Raw genomic sequence first — 18,022 nt, forward strand, 5'->3', positions numbered from 1 at the left:
GTGCCGGCCACCACGTGTGCGTGGTGGCCGGCACCGTCAGCTCGTTCTCGTGGCGCGGTCGGCCCGGGAGCGGGTCAGGCGTAGTGGCGGTAGACGGCCTCGGCGACGCAGGCCGGCCGGTCACTGCCCTCGACCTCGACGGTGAAGGTGACCGGCATCTGCACGCCGTTGCCCCTGACCTCCTCCACCGTACCGACGAGGCCGTGGAGGCGGATCTTCGCGCCGACGCGGACGGGGCTGGGGAACCGGACCTTGTCCAGGCCGTAGTTGACGCTCATCGTGGTGCCGGTGATGCCGAGCAGCTCGCCGAAGAGCGGGATGATCAGGGAGAGGGTGAGGTAGCCGTGGGCGATGGGGCCGCCGAAGGGCCCGTCCGCGGCCTTCTCCGGGTCCGTGTGGATCCACTGGTGGTCGTCGGTGGCGTCGGCGAAGGTGTTCACCCGGTCCTGGGTGATCTCGATCCACTCGGTGCGACCGAGGTCGGCTCCGCTGAGGGAGGTGAGTGCGCCGAGTCCGTCGGCGAGGGTGATGGGCATGCGAAGGCCTTTCGATGGGGCGGGCGGCGCTGAACGCGCTCTGGGGCATCGTCCTGCTCGAAGTCCGCTCAGGGTGTGGGGAGTTCGGCGGGACCGGTGGTGAAACCGTCTCGGACTGCGGCTTTGGCGATCTTCCCGGAGGCCGTACGGGGCAGGCTGCCCGCGAGGACGACCGACTTCGGAATCTTGTACTTGGCGAGCCTGCCCAGCAAGTGGCCGAGGAGGTCCTCCTCGCCGACGTCGGCGAGGACGGATTCCGACCTGAGGACGATGACGGCCCGGCCGACCTCACCCCAGACCGGGTCGGGGACACCGATGACCGCGCATTCGGCGACGGCGGGGTGGTCGAGGAGCGCGGCCTCCACCTCGGCGGGGTAGACGTTCTCCCCTCCGGAGACGAACATGTCCTTGACCCTGTCGACGAGGTAGGCGTGGCCGTCGGCGTCGGTGCGGGCGATGTCGCCGGTGCGCAGCCAGTCGCCGTCGGTGAAGGCTGCCGCGGTGTCCTCGGGCCGGTTCCAGTAACCGGTCATGACGTGGGGGCCCTGGACGAGGATCTCGCCGCGTTCGCCGGGCGCGGTGTCGCTCCCGTCGGGCCTGACGATGCGGGTGTCGGTGAAGAAGTGCGGGACGCCGGCGGAGCCGGCCTTGGCCGCCGTGTGCTCCCGGTCGAGGAAGAGGACGCCGGGGGACGCCTCGGTCATGCCGTAGCCCTGGCTGAAGGCGAGGCCGCGCTCGATGTACGCGGCGATGGTGCGGGCCGGGACCGGTGCACCGCCGCAGTTGAGGGTGCGCAGGCTGGAGAGGTCAGTGTTCGCCCAGCGCGGCCGGGCGGCCATGGCGTCGTACATCGTGGGGACGCCGAACAGGTACGTGACGCGTCGGCGTTCGACGGTGTCGAGGACCAGATCGGCGTCGAAGACCGGAAGCAGCACCACCCGGCCGCCCTTGAGGAGGGTGGGCAGGCAGGTCATGTTGAGGGCTCCGGCGTGGAACAGCGGGGCCACCACCAAGGTCACCTCGTCGGCGGTGAGGTCGGTGTCGACGAGGACGTTGACGCTGTTCCAGATGATGTTGCCGTGGGAGAGGACGGCCCCCTTGGGTCGGCCCGTGGTCCCGGAGGTGTACATGATCATGCACGGGTCCTCGGGGCGTACGGCCACGTCCAGGGACTCGTCGGGAGCGCCCGCCGGCAACTCCTCGTACCCGAGGGCGCCGTCGCCGGACTCGTCGGCTCCGTCGAGCGCGATGCGGTGGTGCACCCCCGCCCCGACGGCGGCGGCGTGCGCGGCCGCGGCCTGCTCAGGGGCGTAGACAAGGACGGTGCTGCCCGAGTCGGAGAGGTTGTGGGCGAGCTCCGCGGCGGCCAGGCGAGTGTTGAGGGGGACGAAGACCGCGCCGAGCGTTCCGGCGGCGAACAGCGTCTCCAGGAAGGCCGGATGGTTGGGACCGAGGTAGGCGATCCGGTCGCCGCTGCCGACGCCGAGGGCGCGCAGGCCGTGGGCGAGCCGCAGGACGCGACGGTGGAGGTCCCGGTAGGTCAGGGTGTGGTCCCCGTGGACGACGGCGGCCCGGTCGGGTGTCTTGCGGGCCCGGCGCGCCGGCCAGGAGCCGATGCCTTGGTTCAGCACGAGCGTTCCCTTCAGTGGGTGGACAGGCCGAGCAGGCGGGCGGCGTTCTCCTTGAGGATCTTCGGGCGGACTTCGGGCTTGATGTCGAGGCCGGCGAAGTCCGCGAGCCACCGGTCGGGGGTGATGACCGGAAAGTCGGAGCCGAAGAGGACCTTGTCCTGCAGCAGGGTGTTGGCGTAGCGCACCAGCTGCGGCGGGAAGTACGTGGGCGACCAGCCGGACAGGTCGATGTAGACGTGCGGCTTGTGGGTGGCGACCGCGAGCGCCTCGTCCTGCCAGGGGAAGGAGGGGTGGGCGAGGACGATCCTCAGCTCGGGAAAGTCGACGGCGACGTCGTCGACGGCCATCGGGTTGGAGTACTTCAGCCGGATGCCGCCACCGCCCGGGACGCCGGCGCCGATCCCGGTCTGGCCGGTGTGGAAGAGAGCCGGTACGCCGAGTTCCTCGATGGCCTCGTACAGCGGATAGGCGAGGCGGTCGTCCGGGGAGAAGGCCTGGATGCTGGGGTGGAACTTGAAACCGCGCACCCCGTACGCCTCCACCAGGCGTCGGGCCTCACGAACCCCCGCGCGGCCCTTGTGCGGGTCGACGCTGGCGAACGGGATCAGGACGTCGGCATGGGCGGCGCAGCTCTCGGCGATCTCCTCATTGGAGATCCGCGGGTGGCCGGTGGCGTGCTCGGCGTCGACCGTGAAGACGACGGCTGCCATCCGGCGTTCCCGGTAGTGCGCTGCCATCTCCTCGATGGTGGGCTGCCGGTGGCCGTGGGCCTTGAAGTAGGCCTCGGACGCGCCGAACAGCTCGGGGCTGAGGGCCCCGTGGCCGTCCTTGGAGACCTCCGCGTGGGTGTGCACGTCGATGGCGGTCAGCGCGTCGAGGTCGAGTGCGAGGTCGTGGCTGCGGTCGGCCATCTCACGCCACCGGGGCCTGGGGCGCGGGGATTCCGTAGGTCTCGGGCTCGGCGCCGACTCCGTCCGGCCACGCCGCGGCGATGGCGTCGCCGCTCCAGCCTCCGTCGGCGAGGGCGACCGCCTTCTCCTTTGGATGCGCCCACAGGGCCAGCCGGTCGCCGCCGATGCCGATGGCCTGCCCGGTCACCGCGTCGGAGGCGTCCGAGGCCAGGAAGGTGATCAGGCCTGCGACGTCCTCCACGGTGCCGAGGCCCTCATCCTTGCGCAGCCAGTCGGGCAGGGGCTCGCCGGTGCGCTCGGACTCCTCGATGACGGGGGCGAACGCCGGGATGGTCCGGGTCATCTCGGTGGCGGCGACCGGAACGACGGCGTTGACGGTGACACCGGAGCGGCCCAGTTCCATGGCCCAGGTGCGGGCCATGGCGACGATGCCGGCCTTGGCGGCGGCGTAGTTGGTCTGGCCGAAGTTGCCGCGCTGGCCGGCGGGCGAGGAGATCAGCACGAGTCGGCCGCCGGTGCCCTGCTCGCGCATGCGGACGGCGGCGGCGCGGGCGCAGGTGAACGTGCCGCGCAGGTGGACGCGGACGACGTCGTCGAAGTCCTCGTCGGTCATCTTCCACAGCACGCGGTCGCGCAGGATGCCGGCGTTGGCGACGAGTATGTCCAGGCGCCCGAACTCCCCGACCGCCGTGTCCACGAGGCGCTGGGCCGCCTCGCTGTCGCCCACGGCCGCGACGACGCCGGCCGCCCTGCCGCCCCGGGAGGTGATCGAGGCGACGGCGGCGTCCACCGTGCCCCGGTCGATGTCGTTGACGACGACGGCGGCGCCCGCGGCGGCGAGGGCCTGCGCGTACGCCAGCCCGAGGCCGCGTCCGCTGCCGGTGACGACGGCGACCTTGCCCTGAAGATCCATGAGAGGTGCCTCTCGAGAGTGGTGGGATACGACATGCCGAGAGCGCCGACACAAGCCGGGATCGACAGGAATCCTGATGAACGCAGTCTGGGCAATCAGCAGGATTCCTGTCAATGACCTAGGGTGTGGATGCCTAGGGTGCGGATGCCTAGGGTGCGGATGCCTAGGGTGCGGATGCCTAGGGTGCGGATGCGCCGCCGTCGCGGCGACACGGCACCGGCCGCGGCACGAGCGGCCCCGCACGAGCCGCCACGACGGGAGGACGAACGTGAGCACGTCACTGCTCTACTTGGTCAAGAGAACGGAACTGGTGGTAAGGGCCAGGCTGGAGGAGCTGCTCAAGCCCGCCGGGGTCACGGCGCTGCAGTACACCGCCCTGACAGTGCTGGAGCGGCACGACGGAATCTCCGCGGCGCAACTGGCCCGCGACTCCTTCGTCACCGCCCAGTCGATGGCCGACATGGTCCGGGCCCTGGAGAGCCGGGGCCTGATCCGCCGTGAGCCCAATCCGGCCAACCGCCGCGAACGTCTGATCCTGCTCGCCGATCCCGGGCGGCGGCTGCTCGCCGAGTATGCCGAGCCGGCACGCCGCATCGAGGCCCGTATGACCGCCGGCCTGAGCCCCGAGCAGACCGCCGCGTTCCGCGCCGCACTGAACGAGGCCTGGCGGGCCCTGTCCTGACCGGCGCACCCACGGGGCGGGCGCGCCTCAGCCCTCGGTCGCCGCCGGACGGAGCGCCTCCATCGCGCTGAGCATCAGCTCCAGGGCGAAGGGATAACCGCTGTCACGCATGTCGGCGGCGAGCAGTGGGAAGGCCGCGGCGATGTGCGGGTGGGTGTCGGCCGACAGCCTCCCGTAGACCGAGTTCCAGACCGCCTCGTCCGCCTCCCGGGCGGCCTTCGGCAGAGCGAGCGCGGCGGCGTCCTGGGCCGCGAACGCCAGGGCCTGGTCGACGAACGCGTGGTAGGCGCGGACGGCGAGGGGATACGGGAAGCCGGCCGAGCGCAGGATGCCGAGGATGCGCTCGACGGCCCGGGTCTCGTGGGGGCGTCCCGTGGTGCGGTACGCCCCGAGGACGGCGGCCTGCGGGTGGGAGAGGTAGCAGGCATGGATCCGCAGGCCCATCGAGCGCAGGTCCTCGCGCCAGTCTCCGGTCGCCCGCCAGCCCTCCTGCGCCCTGCCGATGAGTTCGTCCGCGAGGGCGAGGAGGAGGGCGTCGGTGTTGTGGAAGTAGCGGTAGAGCGCGCTCGGGTCGGCGCCGAGCGCGGCGCCCAGCCTGCGCACCGAGAGTGCTTCGGCGCCGTGCTGCGCGACCAGCCTCAGCGCTGTCTCGACGATGAGCTGCTCCGAGAGGACGGCACCCTGCTTGGTGGGGCGGCGGCGCCGGCGTCCGCCTTCGGGGATGACACGTTCGGACATGGCCGGGACCTTACGACAACACCATTGACGTGTAAACCGCCTTGCCGGTTCCATGGCGCCACCCCGTCGCCTCACGCTCTGGAGCTTTCGAATGGCCAAGGCCGATCTGGTCTTCACCCGCGGCCCCGTCTTCACGGTGGACCCGGCCCGCACCCGGGCCACCTCGCTCGCCGTCACCGGCGACAGGATCACGGCCGTCGGCCACGACGAGGTACGGGAACTCGTGGGCCCCGACACCGAGGTGGTCGACCTGACGGGGAAGCTGCTGCTCCCCGGCTTTCAGGACGCCCACATGCACCCGGCTTTCGCCGGGGTGGAACTGGCCGAGTGCGATCTGACCGGGACCGTCGGCGTGAACGACTACCTGGCTCTGATCCGCGCGTACGCGGACGCGCACCCCGACCGCGAGTGGATCACCGGCGGCGGCTGGTCGATGGAGAGCTTCGAGGGCGGGCTGCCGACCCGGCACCTGCTCGACGCCGTCGTCCCGGACCGCCCGGTCCTGCTGTCCAACCGGGACCACCACGGCGCCTGGGCCAACACCCGGGCACTCGAACTCGCCGGAGTCACGGCATCCACTCCCGATCCCGCCGACGGCCGGATCGAGCGCGAGCCGGACGGCACTCCCAGCGGCATGCTCCAGGAGGGTGCGACCTCGCTGGTGGGCCGGCTGCTGCCGACGAGTACGCCGGCGGAACTCCTCGCCGGGCTGCTCCGGGCCCAGGAACTGCTCCACTCCCTCGGCATCACGGGCTGGCAGGACGCCATGCTCGGTGAGCTCAACGGCCGGCCCGACCCCTCGGACGCGTACATGGCCGCCGCGGGGGACGGCTCGCTCACCGCCCGCGTGACCGGGGCACTGTGGTGGGACCGGGCACGCGGCGCCGAGCAGATTCCCGAACTGGTGGCCCGCCGCGAGAAGCTGAGGGCCGGACGGTTCCGCGCCACCTCGGTGAAGATCATGCAGGACGGCGTCGCGGAGAACTTCACCGCCGCCATGACCTCCCCCTACCTGGACGGCTGCGGCTGCGCGACCGCCAACACCGGTCTGAGTTTCGTCGAGCCCGGAGCGCTGCGCGGATACGTGACGGAGCTGGACGCCCTCGGCTTCCAGGTGCACTTCCACGCCCTCGGCGACCGGGCCGTGCGCGAGGCCCTGGACGCGATCGAGTCTGCGGTGGCGGCCAACGGGCACCGCGGCAACCGCCACCACCTCGCCCATCTCCAGGTCGTCCACCCCGAGGACCTCTCCCGCTTCGCCTCGCTCGGCGCCCTGGCCAACATCCAGCCGCTGTGGGCGGCCCACGAGCCCCAGATGGACGACCTGACCATCCCGTTCCTGGGGCCGGAGCGTGCGGCCTGGCAGTACCCGTTCGGCGACCTGGTGCGCGCGGGCGCGACCCTCGTCGCGGGCAGCGACTGGCCTGTGAGCAGCCCTGATCCGCTGGCGGGTCTTCACGTGGCCGTGAACCGCCGGGACGCCGAGGCCGACCACGACCGGGTCTTCTACCCCGAGCAGCGGCTCGACCTGCCGACCGCTCTGGCCGCCTATACGGCCGGGGCGGCCCATGTGAACGGTCACGACGACGCCGGCAGCCTGCGGGTCGGCAACCTCGCGGACCTGGTCGTCCTGGACCGCGACATCCTCACGGCGCCCGCGCAGGAGATCGCGCAGGCCCGGGTGGAGCGGACCTATGTCGGCGGCCGACTCGTGTACTCGGGCTGAGCGGACCGTACCGATGACGCCCGGACGTCGAGGCGGGTCGGGACGAGCACCCCCGCCGCCCCTTGGTCTCCGTCTTCCAGGACCGCCACGAGCATGCCGATACCCGCCTCCGCGATCGCCTCGGGCCGCAGGCTCAAAGTGGTCACGGGCGGGTCGGCGTGCTCGGCGGTGACGTCCTCGCTCACGCAGACGAGGAGCAGGTCGCCGGGGACCTCGTAGCCGAGGCGGCGGGCCGCGTCCAGGACGAGCGGCGGACTCGCCTCGGCCACGACCAGGAGGGCGTCGGGTCGCGCCTGGTCGGCCGCCGGATCGTCTGCCGGATCGGCCGCAAGGGCCCTCTCGACAGCGCGGACGACGGGACCGTTGCCCGACCCGTCGACGCGTACCACCCGTTCCGGCAGGTCTCGGGCGGCGCACCAGGTCCGGTGCGCGGCGTACACCTCGCTGTGGAACCGGGTGGTGCTGTCCGGCACCACCAGGACGGGCCGTCGGGCTCCCTGGTCCCGGAGGTGGTCGAGGGCCCCGCGCACGGCGGCGCCCGCATCCACGTCCACCCAGTACGCCCCGGGCCGTCCCTCGACGGAGCGGTCGCTGAACACGGGGATGCGGGCGGCGAGGAGGTCCTCGACGATCGGGTCGTCGGCGACCGGGTCGGCGACGACCACGGCGTCGAGCGACAGATCGGCCCACTCGCTCTGCAGGGACCCGGCGGGCAGCAGCACCATGGCGTAGCCGCGTCGTAGCGACGTCGCCGCGGTGGCCGCGGTCAGCCGGGCGAGGTACGGCGACTCCGGGAAGGTCCAGGGGGCGTCGGCGAACTCCCCGACCACGTATCCGATCAATCTGGCTCGCCCCGCACGCAGCCGGCGTGCGGTGGCGTTGGGCCGGTAGCCCATCCTGCGCGCGGTCTCGCGGGCTCTCTCCCGGACTTCGGGAGACAGCCTTCCGGTGCCGTTCAGTGCCGCCGAGACGGTCGTCTTGGACAGGCCCGCCTCGCGGGCCACGTCGACGAGGCGGACGCGTGGGAGGGGCGGCGAGGGCGGCCCGCCCTGCGGTGAGGCTTCGGTCATACGACTGATGCTGCCACCCTCGTGACCTTTGCAAAACCGTTCCCGCACAGCCTTGTGCAGGAACGTTCCCGCATCAATACTCGCTCCATCCCACAGCGCCCGTCACTACACCCGTAAAGGGGTGGGTCTGCATGCGCATGCCCCGAACCATGGCGTTTCTCCTCTGCGCCGCCGCCCTCGCGGCCACCACCGGCGCCTGCTCAGGCGCCACCACACCCAGGACCGCCGGCGGCACCGACCACGAGGTCACCCCCCTCTCGCCGCCCGCGCAGGGCCCGCTGGACTCCTTCACCTGGTCCCTGTACGCCGAGCCCTACACGCTCGACTACGCCCTGGCGTACGACTACCCGCCGAACACCGTGCTCGCCAACGTGTGCGAGCAGCTCATGCGGGTCACGCCCGACATGAGGATCGAACCGGGCCTCGCGGTGAGGTACGACCGCCCCGACCCCCTCACGCTGGTCTACACCCTGCGCCCCGGGGTGACGTTCCACGACGGCACGACCATGACGGCCGACGACGTGGTCGCCTCCCTCCAGCGCCAGATGGACCCCCGGACCGGCTCTCCCTGGGCGTCGACGTTCAAGAACGTCGACGCCGTCGAGAAGACCGGACCGATGGAGGTGACGCTCCGACTCACCAAGCCCGACGTCCTGCTCCACGAGCTGATGGCCGCCTCCCCCGGCACCATCGAGAGCGCCGCGACCCTCGCCAGGGCCGGCAGGGACTACGGAACCCCCGCGGGCAAGGTCAACTGCACCGGGCCGTACGCCCTCGACACCTGGACCCAGGGCACCGAGATCACCCTGAAGAAGCACGACACCTACTGGGACCCCCGGCTCGCCCCCAGGACCGGCATCGTGAAGTTCACCTTCGTCGAGGACCCGGCGGCCCGCACCAACTCCTTCCTGTCCGGCACCGCCGACGGCGGCTACATGGTGGCCCCCGCGACGATCGGGCAACTGCGCTCCAGTGGCAGGGGCAGCGTCCTCTTCGGCCCCAACACCGCCGCGGCGAACCTCGCCGTGCTCGACTTCGGCGGTCCGCTCGGCGACGTGAAGGTGCGCCAGGCCCTCTCCCTCGCACTCGACCGGAAGAACATCATCAAGGCCGCGACCGGCGGCATCGGCGTCCCCGCCAAGGCCCCCGCCGCGCGCGGCGCGTGGGCGCTGGCCCCGGAGAAGACAACCGCGCTCTACGACACCCTGCCCGAACCCGGTTACGACATCGACGCCGCGAAGAAGCTCGTCCGGGAGTCGGCTGCCACCGACCGCAAGATCACCCTGGTCACCAGCACGCTCGCCCCCGAGATCAGCGTCGTCGCCAACGCCGTACAGGCCGCCGGCCGGGAGATCGGCCTCGACGTCGAACTGAAGTCGGTGCCCCCCGAGGCGTACAGCAGCATCTTCGTCGACCCCGGCGCGCGCGCCGGCCTGGACCTGGTCATCACCAACGGGTACGACAACACCCCGGACCCGCTGGAGTTCTACCAGTACCTGCGCACCGGGGACTTCGGGAACTACGGCAACTGGTCGAACGCCGATTTCGACGCTGCCTTCGACCGGGCCAACGCCGAACCCGACGCGGGCAGGCGCGCGGAGCTGACCGCCGAGCTGCAGAAGATCGCGCTGCGCGAGCTGCCGGTCATCCCCGTCTATGAAGCGCCCTACGTGCTCTTCCTCGGCAAGCGCGTCACCGGCGCCCCGACCGGGATCGCCCAGCTGTACTACCCGTGGGCCGCGACGATCGGGGCCGCGGCGAAATGACGCGCTATCTCGTCGGACGCGTCCTCGGGCTGCTGGCCGTGCTGTTCGTGACCTCTCTCGTGGTCTTCGGCAGCATCCACCTGGCCCCCGGCGACCCGGTGTCCTTCCTGCTCCACGGCCGCCCCGCGACCCCCGAGGCCGTGGCGGCCCTGCGCGCCCAGTACCACCTCGACGACCCGCTCACCGTGCAGTACGCCAGGTGGCTCGGCGGGGTCCTCCAGGGCGACTTCGGCAGCTCCGCCCAGTTCCACCAGGACGTCTCCACCCTCCTGGGATCCAGGCTGCCCGGCACGGCCCTTCTGGTCGGATACGCGGCGCTGCTCGTCACCCTCATCGGCATCGCGGCAGGAGTACTCGCCGCGCTGCGTCCCGGGCCGCTGGACCGCGCGGTGCTCCTCGGCACCGGTCTCGCCACGGCCACCCCGTCCTTCGTGACCGCGATCGCGCTCGTGTCCCTGTTCTCCGTCCGTCTGGGCTGGTTCCCCGGCCCCGGTGGCGCACCCGTCGGATTCTCCGAAAGGCTGTACCACCTGACCCTGCCGGCCATCGCACTGGCGCTGACCTTCGCGGGCCTGCTCGCCCGGGTGACCCGCTCGGCGATGCTGGACGAACTCGGCCGGGAACACGTCGAGGTGGCACGCGCCCGCGGCGTCCCGGAGCGTACCGTGGTCCGTCGGCACGTGCTGCGCAACGCGCTCGGCCCGGTCGTCACCGTCGGTGGCACGATGCTCGCCGGACTCCTCATCAGCACCTCGATCGTCGAGACCGCCTTCGACGTGCCCGGCCTCGGTTCCCTGCTCGTACAGTCGGTCACCGCGAAGGACTTCGCCGTCGTGCAGGCGATCACCCTCCTCAGCGTGGGCGCCTTCGTCCTCGTCAACCTCGCGGTCGACCTGCTCGCACCCCTGATCGACCCCCGGCTGTCGCTCCACGGGGAAGGCTCCTCATGACCACGACCGCACCTGCGGAACCCGACGTCCTGCGCCGCAGGCCGGGGTTGCGCCCCCTGCGCCTCGTCGCCCAGGGGCCCTTGTTCACCGCTTCGGTCGCGGTGCTCGCCGCTCTCGTGCTGATCGCCGTGCTCGCCCCCGTCCTGGCGCCGTACGACCCCGAGGCCCTCGACCTCTCGGCGAGCCTTGCCGGAACCACCGGCGAACACCTGCTCGGCACCGACCAGTCCGGGCGGGACATCCTGTCGAGGCTGATGCACGGGGCCCTCACCGGGCTGCTCGGCCCGCTGCTCGTCGTCGGCGTCTCCACCCTGGCCGGCACCCTGCTCGGCGTGCTGGCCGCCTGGCGCGGCGGCTGGGTGGACTCGGTCCTGTCCCGCTCGATGGACATGGCCTTCGCGATCCCCGGACTCCTGCTCGCGATCCTGCTCGTCTCCGTCGTCGGCTCGGGGATGACCGCGCCCGTCATCGCGATGGCGGTGGCGTACACCCCGTACGTGGGCCGTTTGGTCCGCGGCATCGCGCGCCAGGAGAAGACCCGCCCCTACATCGAGTGCTACCTGGTGCAGGGCTGGTCCGGCTGGAACGTGTGCCTGCGCCACCTCCTGCCCAACATCGCCCCCACCGTCTTCGCCCAGTCGGCGATGAACTTCGGGTACGCGCTGATGGACCTGGCGGCGCTCTCCTACCTCGGCTTCGGCGTGCAGCCGCCGACCGCCGACTGGGGCGCCATGATCAACGAAGGCCAGTCGGCCGTCCAGCAGGGGGCGATGCTGCCCGCCCTCGCGCCCTCCGCGTGCATCGTGCTGGCCGTGGTGGCGTTCGGCATCGTCGGCGAGGGCCTCGCCGACCGCATCGCGAGGCGGAAGAGGTGAACCGCATGAAGGAACAGCGGAAACGGACGGACGCGACCGCGACCCCGGCCGGCGGGAGGGATCCGGTCCTGGAGATCGACGGTCTCGGGGTCCACCTGACCGACTCCCGCGCCGCGCGGCCGGTCCTGGACGGAGTCGGCCTGCGGGTGCACCCCGGGGAGAGTGTCGGCCTCGTCGGCGAGTCCGGCTCCGGGAAGTCGGTCGCGTGCCGCAGCGTCCTCGGGCTGCTGCCCGCCGGCGCACGGACCAGCGGCGAGGTCCGGGTCGCCGGCCGGGATGTCCTCACCATGAGCCGCGCGGAGCTGACCGGGCTTCGCACCCGACAGGTCGCGATGGTCTTCCAGGACCCGCGCGCCTCCGTGAACCCGCTGCGCCGCGTCGGCGACTTCCTCACCGAAGGGCTGCGCGCGGCCGGGACCCCGGCCGCCACGGCGACCGCGCGGGCCCTCGAACTCCTCGACGCGGTCGGCATCCGTGATCCGCGCGGCGCCCTGCGCCGCCGTCCGCACGAGTTCTCCGGCGGCATGCTCCAGCGGGTGGTCATCGCCGCCGCCCTCGCGGCCGAACCCGCACTGATCGTCGCCGACGAGCCGACGACCGCCCTGGACGTCACGACCCAGGCGGAGATCATCGAACTCCTCACCCGCCTGCGGGCCGAGCGGGGCACGGGCCTGCTCTTCGTCACTCACGACCTCGAACTGGCCGCCACCGTCTGTGACCGGGTCTATGTGATGTACGCGGGCCGGATCGTGGAGACGCGCGGTACCGACGAGTTGTTCGACCGGCCGCGGCACCCGTACACGGCGGGGCTGATTTCCTGCACGCCGAGCATCGAAGCCGGGGTGCCCGCGCCCCGTCCCGTCCCCGGGCGTCCCGTCTCCCTGGCCGAAGCGCCGCCGGGCTGCGCCTTCGCCGCGCGCTGCGCCCACGCCGTGGCGCGCTGCTCACAGGAGAAGCCCGAACTCACCCGGCACGGCGACGGACTCGCCGCCTGCCACCGCGCCGACGAAGGGATCGCGCTGTGACCGCCTCGGGGAAGAGGGGACCGGAAGCCGAAGGACCGGTCGCCGAGGGCCTGGCCGTCGAGGGACTACGCAAGCGATACGGCGACCACACGGCCGTCGACGGCGTGTCGTTCTCCCTGGCGCCCGGGGCCTCCCTCGCGATCGTCGGTGAGTCGGGCAGCGGCAAGACCACCACGGCGCGGATGCTCGTCGGACTGGAGCGCCCGGACGGCGGGACCGTCCGCCTGGACGGCCGGGACCGCTCCACCCGGCCCCGTCGCCGGGTGGAACGGCTGGCCAGGGCCCGGGAGATCCAGATGGTCTTCCAGGATCCGTACCTCTCCCTCGATCCGCGGGTGACCGTCTCCGGCTGCCTGGACGAGGTGCTGCGCCTCCACACGGATCTCGACGCGCCGGGCCGCGGCGGCCGGGTCGCCCAACTCCTGGACCAGGTCGGTCTCGGCACGCGCGAGGCAGCCGCCCTCCCCCGTGACCTCTCGGGCGGCCAGCGCCAGCGCGTGGCGATCGCCCGTGCCCTTGCGGTGGAGCCCCGGATCCTCGTCCTCGACGAGGCCGTCGCCGCGCTCGACGTCTCGATCCAGGCGCAGATCCTCGAACTCCTCGGGCGGATCCGCAGCGCGTCGGGGATCGGCTACCTGTTCGTCACACACGATCTGGCGGTGGTCCGACACATCGCCGACGAGATCCTCGTGCTCAAGTCCGGTCAGGTCGTGGAGACGGGTCCGGCCCCACAGGTCCTGGAAGCTCCCCAACACGCGTACACCCGACTCCTCCTGGACTCGGTGCCGCGGCGCGGGCGGTGGCCCGCAGGCCGGTGACCGCCGGCCGCTCGACCCAGCGGCCCGGCACCGCGCTGTCCGCGCACCCCACGGTGCTCCGTGCACCTCGTTCACTGCCGCTCACGGCCATGACCGCCGCCTGACCCGCTCGGGCCGGCGTGGCCCCCAACTGGCGCCCGAAAACGACATTGAGGCCGTATCGGAAAATTCCGATACGGCCTCCGACCTGCGATTCCGCATGGTCGGGACGACAGGATTTGAACCTGCGACCCCTTGACCCCCAGTCAAGTGCGCTACCAAGCTGCGCCACGTCCCGATGTACCTTCGACCTGCGGGTTTCCCCGTGCTCGGCGGCACATGCAGAACATTACCCCACGCCGAGGGGTGTGCATGCACGGGTAATCGGCGCGGTGCAGGATGGGACGGTGAACGCACGGGACAGGGACGGTGAAGGGCGGGCGAGGAACGCCCGTCCGAGGGATGGGCTGGGACGGCCGCTTGCCTACGGCGCGCCGGGTGTGGAGCGGCAGCCGGAAGGGGTCGTGCGCTCGCCCGCGGAGACGGTGCGCGAGGCGCAGCGGCTGCTGGACGCAGGGAAGCCCTTCCACGCGCACGAGGTCTTCGAGGACGCCTGGAAGTCGGGGCCCGGGGCCTCGGCGCCGCTGTGGCGGGGACTGGCGCAGCTGGCGGTCGGGCTGACGCACGCCGCCCGTGGCAACACGGTGGGCGGGGCGCGGCTGCTGCGGCGCGGGGCCGACGGCATCGAGGGGCTGCGGGGGGACCCGTACGGGCTCGACGTGCCGGGCCTGGTCCGGTGGGCCCGGGAGCTGGCGGGCCGGGTGGAGCGGGCCGGCGTGGCCGTCGACGCCGCACGGGAGGCCCCCCGGCTGGGCTGCGGCCGCTGAGGCCGTCGGAGGGGGACCCCCGTACGGGGCACCTGCGGGCATCGTCGCGACAGGGTGGCGGGCCGAGGCTGTCGGCACAGGCCCGCCGGGGGGACGGGTACGGCCGGCCCTCAGCGGAGGGCGGGCTGGAGCAGGTCCCAGCGGTTGCCGTAGAGGTCTTCGAAGACGGCCACGGAGCCGTACGGTTCGTGGCGCGGGGTCTCCAGGAAGCGGACGCCCTCGGCGGTCATCCGGGCGTGGTCGCGGGCGAAGTCGTCGGTGTGCAGGAAGAATCCGACGCGGCCGCCGGTCTGGTCGCCGACGCGGGAGCGCTGGGCCTCGTCTTTGGCTCGGGCCAGCAGCAGGGCGGACTCGGTGGCGCCGGGCGGGCGTACGACCACCCAGCGGGAGCCGTCCGGGCGGGCCGTGTCCTCGGCCAGATCGAAGCCGAGGGCACGCGTGTAGAAGTCGATGGCCTCGTCGTAGTCGTGGACCAGGAGGGCGGTCAGGGCGATGTGGGATGACATGGCCCTATTGTGACCCCGGGCCCCTGCCCGCCCCCGCTCGCGGTCCCGCACCCGCTACCGGTCGCGCGCCCCCGGCCGCCGCCCCCGGTCCGGGGCGCCCACGAGGACCACGTCGAGTCTGCGGGGGCCGTGGACGCCCTCCACCCGCTCCAGCTCGATGTCGCTGGTCGCCGACGGGCCGGAGATCCAGGTCAGCGGGTGGCGCGGGTCCAGGAGCGGCAGGGCCTCGGGGACGGAGTCCACGACCTGGTCCGGGACGCGCACCAGGCAGATGTGGTGGTCGGGGACGAGGGTGATGCGGCGGCGGCCCTGGTCCGGGCCGCCGTCGAGGACGATCGTGCCGGTCTCGGCGATCGCGAGGGCGCAGCCGGTCACCACGGCGTCGACCCGGTCCAGTTCCCGAGGGGTCTGCGCCGCCCGGTCGGGGACGAAGGTGAGCGACGGCTCCGACGGCAGGCGGTGGCCGAGGGCGGGCGGGAGCTGCACGGTCGCGGCGTCCGCCAGCAGGCGTCCCAGCAGGTCCCGCAGGCCGTCCCCGTCCGTGCGGTGGACCCGCGCGCGGTACTCGGCGAGGTTCGCGGCCAGCAGGTCCACGCGCTCGTCCGGGGTGCGCGCGCCGTGTACCCGCAGGTAGTCCCTCGGGACGTCGGCGCCGGGGCCGGTCCCGGTACCCGCCTGCCTTCCCGGCGGGGTCACCGCCCGGCGGATGCGGGCCAGGATGCGGTCTTTGCCGGTCACTGCGGGGTTCCCCGTTCCCGGGTCCACCAGTCGCGGAACGACTCGGCGGGCAGCAGGGGCAGCTCGCGGGTGTCGGTCCAGGCGCGGCCGGGGCCGGGCAGCCGGCGCGGCGCCAGCCTGCGGGCGCGGGCCAGCAGGCGCTCGCCCGCGCGCAGCGCCTCCGGGCGGTCCAGCAGCAGCCGGGAGGCGCGCACGGCGGCGCGTTCCGCGGTGTGCCGGCGCGCGGGGCGGATCCGTACACGGATGCCGTCGCGGGTCGCCGGTCCGCCCTGGGCCACCCGTTCCCGCAGGTGGACGAGGATGTCAGGGATGTCGATGGCGACCGGGCAGACGTCGTAGCAGGCCCCGCACAGGGTGGAGGCGTAGGGCAGCGAGGCGTCGATCTCGCTTGCGGTACCGCGCAGTTGGGGGCTGAGGACGGCGCCGATGGGGCCGGGGTAGACCGATCCGTAGGCGTGGCCGCCGGCGCGTTCGTAGACCGGGCAGACATTGAGGCAGGCGGAGCAGCGGATACAGCGCAGGGCCTGGCGGCCGGTCTCGTCGGCGAGGGTGTCGGTGCGCCCGTTGTCGAGGAGGACGAGGTGGAAGGCGGGGGGCCCGTCGCCGTCCGTCGTACCGGTCCACATCGTCGTGTACGGGTTCATCCGCTCGGCCGTCGAGGACCGCGGCAGCGTCTGGAGGAAGATCTCCAGGTCGCGGAAGGTGGGGACGACCTTCTCGATGCCCACGACCGAGATCAGGGTCTCGGGGAGGGTCAGGCACATCCGGCCGTTGCCCTCGGATTCGAGGACGACCATCGTGCCCGTCTCGGCGACCATGAAGTTGGCGCCGGAGACGGCGACCTTGGCGCGCAGGAACTTCTCGCGCAGGTGCAGACGCGCCGCCTCGGCGAGTTCCCGCGGGTCGTCGCCGAGGGGATCGGGTGCGGGGCGGCCCCAGCGGCCCATCTCGGCACGGAAGAGGTCGCGGATCTCGGACCGGTTGCGGTGGATGGCCGGGACCAGAATGTGGGAGGGGCGGTCGTGCCCGAGCTGCACGATGAGCTCGGCGAGATCGGTCTCGTACGCGGTGATCCCGGCGGCCTCCAGGGCCTCGTTGAGACCGATCTCCTGGGTGGCCATCGACTTGACCTTGACGACCTCGCGCTCGCCGGTCGCGCGGACGAGCTCCGTGACGATGTGGTTGGCCTCGTCGGCGTCGACGGCCCAGTGGACGGTGCCGCCCGCCGCCGTCACCGCCGCCTCCAACTGGAGCAGGTAGCGGTCGAGGTGGCGCAGTGTGTGGTCCTTGACCGCCTTGCCCGCGGCGCGCAGCCGGTCCCAGTCCGCCAGCTCGGCGACGGCCCGCGCCCGCTTGTCGCGGATGGTGTGCGTGGCGTGCCGGAGGTTGGCACGCAGGACGCCGTCCCGTACGGCCTCGCGGGCCGCCTCGGGAAAGGCGGGCATGCCCAAGTGGGTGCCGGTGGTTCCGGTGGTTCCGGGGGCGCCCGTGGCGCCTCTGAAGCCCGTCATGGCAGCGGTTCCTCCTCGGTCGCCGCGAGGATCTCGGCGAGGTGCAGGGTCCGCAGCGGTGCCCCCGACCGCCGCAGGAGGCCGTCGAGATGGGAGAGGCAGGAGTTGTCGGAGGCGCACAGCACCTCGGCCCCGGTGCCGGTCGCGGCGGCGATCTTGTCGGTGCCCATGGCGGTGGAGACGTCCGGGTTCTTGACGGCGAAGGTGCCCCCGAAACCGCAGCACTCCTGCGCCCCCGGCAGGTCGACCAGGTCCAGGCCCTTGACGGCGGCCAGCAGCCGTCGGGGCCGGTCCCCCAGTCCCAGGCCGCGCAGGCCGTGGCAGGAGGGGTGGTAGGTGACGGTGTGCGGGAAGTAGGCGCCCACGTCCGTCACCCCGAGCACGTCGACCAGGAACTCGGTGAGCTCGTACACGCGCGGCGCGAGCGACCGGGCGGCGTCCGCCAGCTCCGCCCCTCGCCCCTCCCGCTCCGCCTTCAGGCCGATCCGCGGGTAGTGCGCACGGATCATCGCGGCGCAGGAGCCGGAGGGCGTGACCACGTATGGGTGGCCGGCGAAGGCCGCCGCCGTCCGGCGCACCAGCGGTTCGGCCTCGTACCGGTAGCCCGTGTTGTACTGCGGCTGCCCGCAGCAGCTCTGGGCGGCCGGGAAGTCCACCGCGACACCGAGACGCTCCAGGAGGCGGACGACGGCGATGCCGGTCCGCGGATACAGCGCGTCGTTGACGCAGGTGACGAACAGGGCCGCACGCATGATGGGCA

Annotated in this window: 18 protein-coding genes and 1 tRNA gene; 8 read left to right on the forward strand and 11 right to left on the reverse strand. The window is 72.5% G+C overall.

Going from position 1 to position 18,022, the window contains the following annotated elements:
• Window positions 1-74: 74 nt before the first annotated feature.
• The 4 genes from ACFW2G_RS14965 to ACFW2G_RS14980 all read right to left on the reverse strand — a co-directional run bounded on the left by ACFW2G_RS14965 (window position 75) and on the right by ACFW2G_RS14980 (window position 3,991).
• Window positions 75-536 (reverse strand): MaoC family dehydratase, encoded by a 462-nt coding sequence (locus tag ACFW2G_RS14965; RefSeq protein ID WP_384455277.1) that lies wholly within the window; start codon window positions 534-536, stop codon window positions 75-77.
• 68 nt (window positions 537-604) lie between these two features.
• A complete protein-coding gene (locus ACFW2G_RS14970; protein ID WP_384580762.1) occupies window positions 605-2,167 on the reverse strand; it encodes a long-chain fatty acid--CoA ligase in 1,563 nt (520 codons plus the stop codon).
• 11 nt (window positions 2,168-2,178) lie between these two features.
• Window positions 2,179-3,078 (reverse strand): amidohydrolase family protein, encoded by a 900-nt coding sequence (locus tag ACFW2G_RS14975; protein ID WP_037916206.1) that lies wholly within the window; start codon window positions 3,076-3,078, stop codon window positions 2,179-2,181.
• 1 nt (window position 3,079) lies between these two features.
• Window positions 3,080-3,991 carry an SDR family oxidoreductase gene (locus tag ACFW2G_RS14980; protein ID WP_384455283.1) on the reverse strand — a complete coding sequence of 304 codons (912 nt, stop codon included), beginning with the start codon at window positions 3,989-3,991 and terminating at the stop codon, window positions 3,080-3,082.
• 268 nt (window positions 3,992-4,259) lie between these two features.
• Between ACFW2G_RS14980 and ACFW2G_RS14985 the strand changes: the two genes are divergently transcribed.
• The gene (locus tag ACFW2G_RS14985; RefSeq protein WP_037916200.1) at window positions 4,260-4,673 is read left to right on the forward strand and encodes a MarR family winged helix-turn-helix transcriptional regulator; all 414 of its coding nucleotides are present in this window, start codon (window positions 4,260-4,262) and stop codon (window positions 4,671-4,673) included.
• A 27-nt stretch (window positions 4,674-4,700) separates the two neighbouring features.
• On the opposite strand, the gene ACFW2G_RS14990 is transcribed toward ACFW2G_RS14985, so the two are convergent.
• Window positions 4,701-5,411, reverse strand: a complete 711-nt coding sequence (locus ACFW2G_RS14990) for a TetR/AcrR family transcriptional regulator (RefSeq protein WP_037916197.1) — start codon at window positions 5,409-5,411, stop codon at window positions 4,701-4,703.
• A gap of 91 nt (window positions 5,412-5,502) precedes the next feature.
• On the opposite strand from ACFW2G_RS14990, the gene ACFW2G_RS14995 reads away from it, so the two are divergent.
• Window positions 5,503-7,137: an amidohydrolase gene (locus tag ACFW2G_RS14995; protein WP_037916194.1), complete on the forward strand. Its 1,635-nt coding sequence runs from the start codon at window positions 5,503-5,505 to the stop codon at window positions 7,135-7,137.
• On the opposite strand, the gene ACFW2G_RS15000 is transcribed toward ACFW2G_RS14995, so the two are convergent.
• Entirely contained in the window at window positions 7,104-8,207 is a 1,104-nt protein-coding gene (locus tag ACFW2G_RS15000; protein ID WP_384455292.1) for a LacI family DNA-binding transcriptional regulator, read from the reverse strand. The two genes, ACFW2G_RS14995 and ACFW2G_RS15000, sit on opposite strands and share 34 nt — an antisense overlap.
• A 131-nt stretch (window positions 8,208-8,338) precedes the next feature.
• On the opposite strand from ACFW2G_RS15000, the gene ACFW2G_RS15005 reads away from it, so the two are divergent.
• From ACFW2G_RS15005 to ACFW2G_RS15025, 5 genes are read left to right on the forward strand one after another with little or no spacing between them, the layout of a single operon-like run.
• Window positions 8,339-9,973 carry an ABC transporter substrate-binding protein gene (locus ACFW2G_RS15005; protein WP_384580766.1) on the forward strand — a complete coding sequence of 545 codons (1,635 nt, stop codon included), beginning with the start codon at window positions 8,339-8,341 and terminating at the stop codon, window positions 9,971-9,973.
• Complete coding sequence (locus ACFW2G_RS15010) at window positions 9,970-10,923, forward strand: ABC transporter permease (protein ID WP_384455298.1); 954 nt, start codon at window positions 9,970-9,972, stop codon at window positions 10,921-10,923. The genes ACFW2G_RS15005 and ACFW2G_RS15010 overlap by 4 nt, the downstream gene beginning before the upstream one ends.
• Complete coding sequence (locus ACFW2G_RS15015) at window positions 10,920-11,798, forward strand: ABC transporter permease (RefSeq protein WP_384455301.1); 879 nt, start codon at window positions 10,920-10,922, stop codon at window positions 11,796-11,798. Before ACFW2G_RS15010 ends, ACFW2G_RS15015 begins: the two co-directional genes overlap by 4 nt.
• A 5-nt stretch (window positions 11,799-11,803) precedes the next feature.
• Window positions 11,804-12,823 (forward strand): ABC transporter ATP-binding protein, encoded by a 1,020-nt coding sequence (locus ACFW2G_RS15020; RefSeq protein ID WP_384455304.1) that lies wholly within the window; start codon window positions 11,804-11,806, stop codon window positions 12,821-12,823.
• Window positions 12,820-13,641: an ABC transporter ATP-binding protein gene (locus ACFW2G_RS15025; protein ID WP_384580769.1), complete on the forward strand. Its 822-nt coding sequence runs from the start codon at window positions 12,820-12,822 to the stop codon at window positions 13,639-13,641. Before ACFW2G_RS15020 ends, ACFW2G_RS15025 begins: the two co-directional genes overlap by 4 nt.
• Window positions 13,642-13,841: 200 nt before the next feature.
• Here ACFW2G_RS15025 and ACFW2G_RS15030 read toward each other — a convergent pair.
• A tRNA-Pro gene (locus tag ACFW2G_RS15030) sits at window positions 13,842-13,918 on the reverse strand.
• A gap of 226 nt (window positions 13,919-14,144) precedes the next feature.
• On the opposite strand from ACFW2G_RS15030, the gene ACFW2G_RS15035 reads away from it, so the two are divergent.
• Window positions 14,145-14,507, forward strand: a complete 363-nt coding sequence (locus ACFW2G_RS15035) for a DUF309 domain-containing protein (protein ID WP_384455310.1) — start codon at window positions 14,145-14,147, stop codon at window positions 14,505-14,507.
• Between the two features lie 110 nt (window positions 14,508-14,617).
• Here ACFW2G_RS15035 and ACFW2G_RS15040 read toward each other — a convergent pair whose 3' ends face one another.
• Genes ACFW2G_RS15040 through ACFW2G_RS15055 form a run of 4 tightly spaced genes read right to left on the reverse strand, consistent with a single transcriptional unit; the run spans window position 14,618 to window position 18,014 of the window.
• Window positions 14,618-15,013, reverse strand: coding sequence for a VOC family protein (locus ACFW2G_RS15040; RefSeq protein ID WP_384455313.1), 396 nt, complete (start codon window positions 15,011-15,013; stop codon window positions 14,618-14,620).
• Window positions 15,014-15,067: 54 nt separating this feature from the next.
• On the reverse strand, window positions 15,068-15,751 hold the full coding sequence (locus ACFW2G_RS15045) for a lactate utilization protein C (protein ID WP_384455316.1): 684 nt from the start codon (window positions 15,749-15,751) through the stop codon (window positions 15,068-15,070).
• Window positions 15,748-17,262: a lactate utilization protein B gene (locus ACFW2G_RS15050; protein ID WP_384580771.1), complete on the reverse strand. Its 1,515-nt coding sequence runs from the start codon at window positions 17,260-17,262 to the stop codon at window positions 15,748-15,750. Before ACFW2G_RS15050 ends, ACFW2G_RS15045 begins: the two co-directional genes overlap by 4 nt.
• The gene (locus ACFW2G_RS15055) at window positions 17,259-18,014 is read right to left on the reverse strand and encodes a (Fe-S)-binding protein (RefSeq protein WP_384580774.1); all 756 of its coding nucleotides are present in this window, start codon (window positions 18,012-18,014) and stop codon (window positions 17,259-17,261) included. The genes ACFW2G_RS15050 and ACFW2G_RS15055 overlap by 4 nt, the downstream gene beginning before the upstream one ends.
• Window positions 18,015-18,022 lie beyond the last annotated feature (8 nt).

Origin of the sequence: Streptomyces sp. NPDC058880 (assembly GCF_042742535.1) — a bacterium.
Classification (GTDB): domain Bacteria; phylum Actinomycetota; class Actinomycetes; order Streptomycetales; family Streptomycetaceae; genus Streptomyces.

Bases quoted from the DNA above. Each gene is read 5' to 3' on its own strand.
- ACFW2G_RS14965 (WP_384455277.1), bottom strand. From the start codon at position 536: ATGCCCATCACCCTCGCCGACGGACTCGGCGCACTCACCTCCCTCAGC.
- ACFW2G_RS14975 (WP_037916206.1), bottom strand. From the start codon at position 3,078: ATGGCCGACCGCAGCCACGACCTCGCACTCGACCTCGACGCGCTGACC.
- ACFW2G_RS14980 (WP_384455283.1), bottom strand. From the start codon at position 3,991: ATGGATCTTCAGGGCAAGGTCGCCGTCGTCACCGGCAGCGGACGCGGC.
- ACFW2G_RS14990 (WP_037916197.1), bottom strand. From the start codon at position 5,411: ATGTCCGAACGTGTCATCCCCGAAGGCGGACGCCGGCGCCGCCGCCCC.
- ACFW2G_RS14995 (WP_037916194.1), top strand. From the start codon at position 5,503: ATGGCCAAGGCCGATCTGGTCTTCACCCGCGGCCCCGTCTTCACGGTG.
- ACFW2G_RS15000 (WP_384455292.1), bottom strand. From the start codon at position 8,207: ATGACCGAAGCCTCACCGCAGGGCGGGCCGCCCTCGCCGCCCCTCCCA.
- ACFW2G_RS15005 (WP_384580766.1), top strand. From the start codon at position 8,339: ATGCGCATGCCCCGAACCATGGCGTTTCTCCTCTGCGCCGCCGCCCTC.
- ACFW2G_RS15010 (WP_384455298.1), top strand. From the start codon at position 9,970: ATGACGCGCTATCTCGTCGGACGCGTCCTCGGGCTGCTGGCCGTGCTG.
- ACFW2G_RS15015 (WP_384455301.1), top strand. From the start codon at position 10,920: ATGACCACGACCGCACCTGCGGAACCCGACGTCCTGCGCCGCAGGCCG.
- ACFW2G_RS15020 (WP_384455304.1), top strand. From the start codon at position 11,804: ATGAAGGAACAGCGGAAACGGACGGACGCGACCGCGACCCCGGCCGGC.
- ACFW2G_RS15040 (WP_384455313.1), bottom strand. From the start codon at position 15,013: ATGTCATCCCACATCGCCCTGACCGCCCTCCTGGTCCACGACTACGAC.
- ACFW2G_RS15050 (WP_384580771.1), bottom strand. From the start codon at position 17,262: ATGACGGGCTTCAGAGGCGCCACGGGCGCCCCCGGAACCACCGGAACC.
- ACFW2G_RS15055 (WP_384580774.1), bottom strand. From the start codon at position 18,014: ATGCGTGCGGCCCTGTTCGTCACCTGCGTCAACGACGCGCTGTATCCG.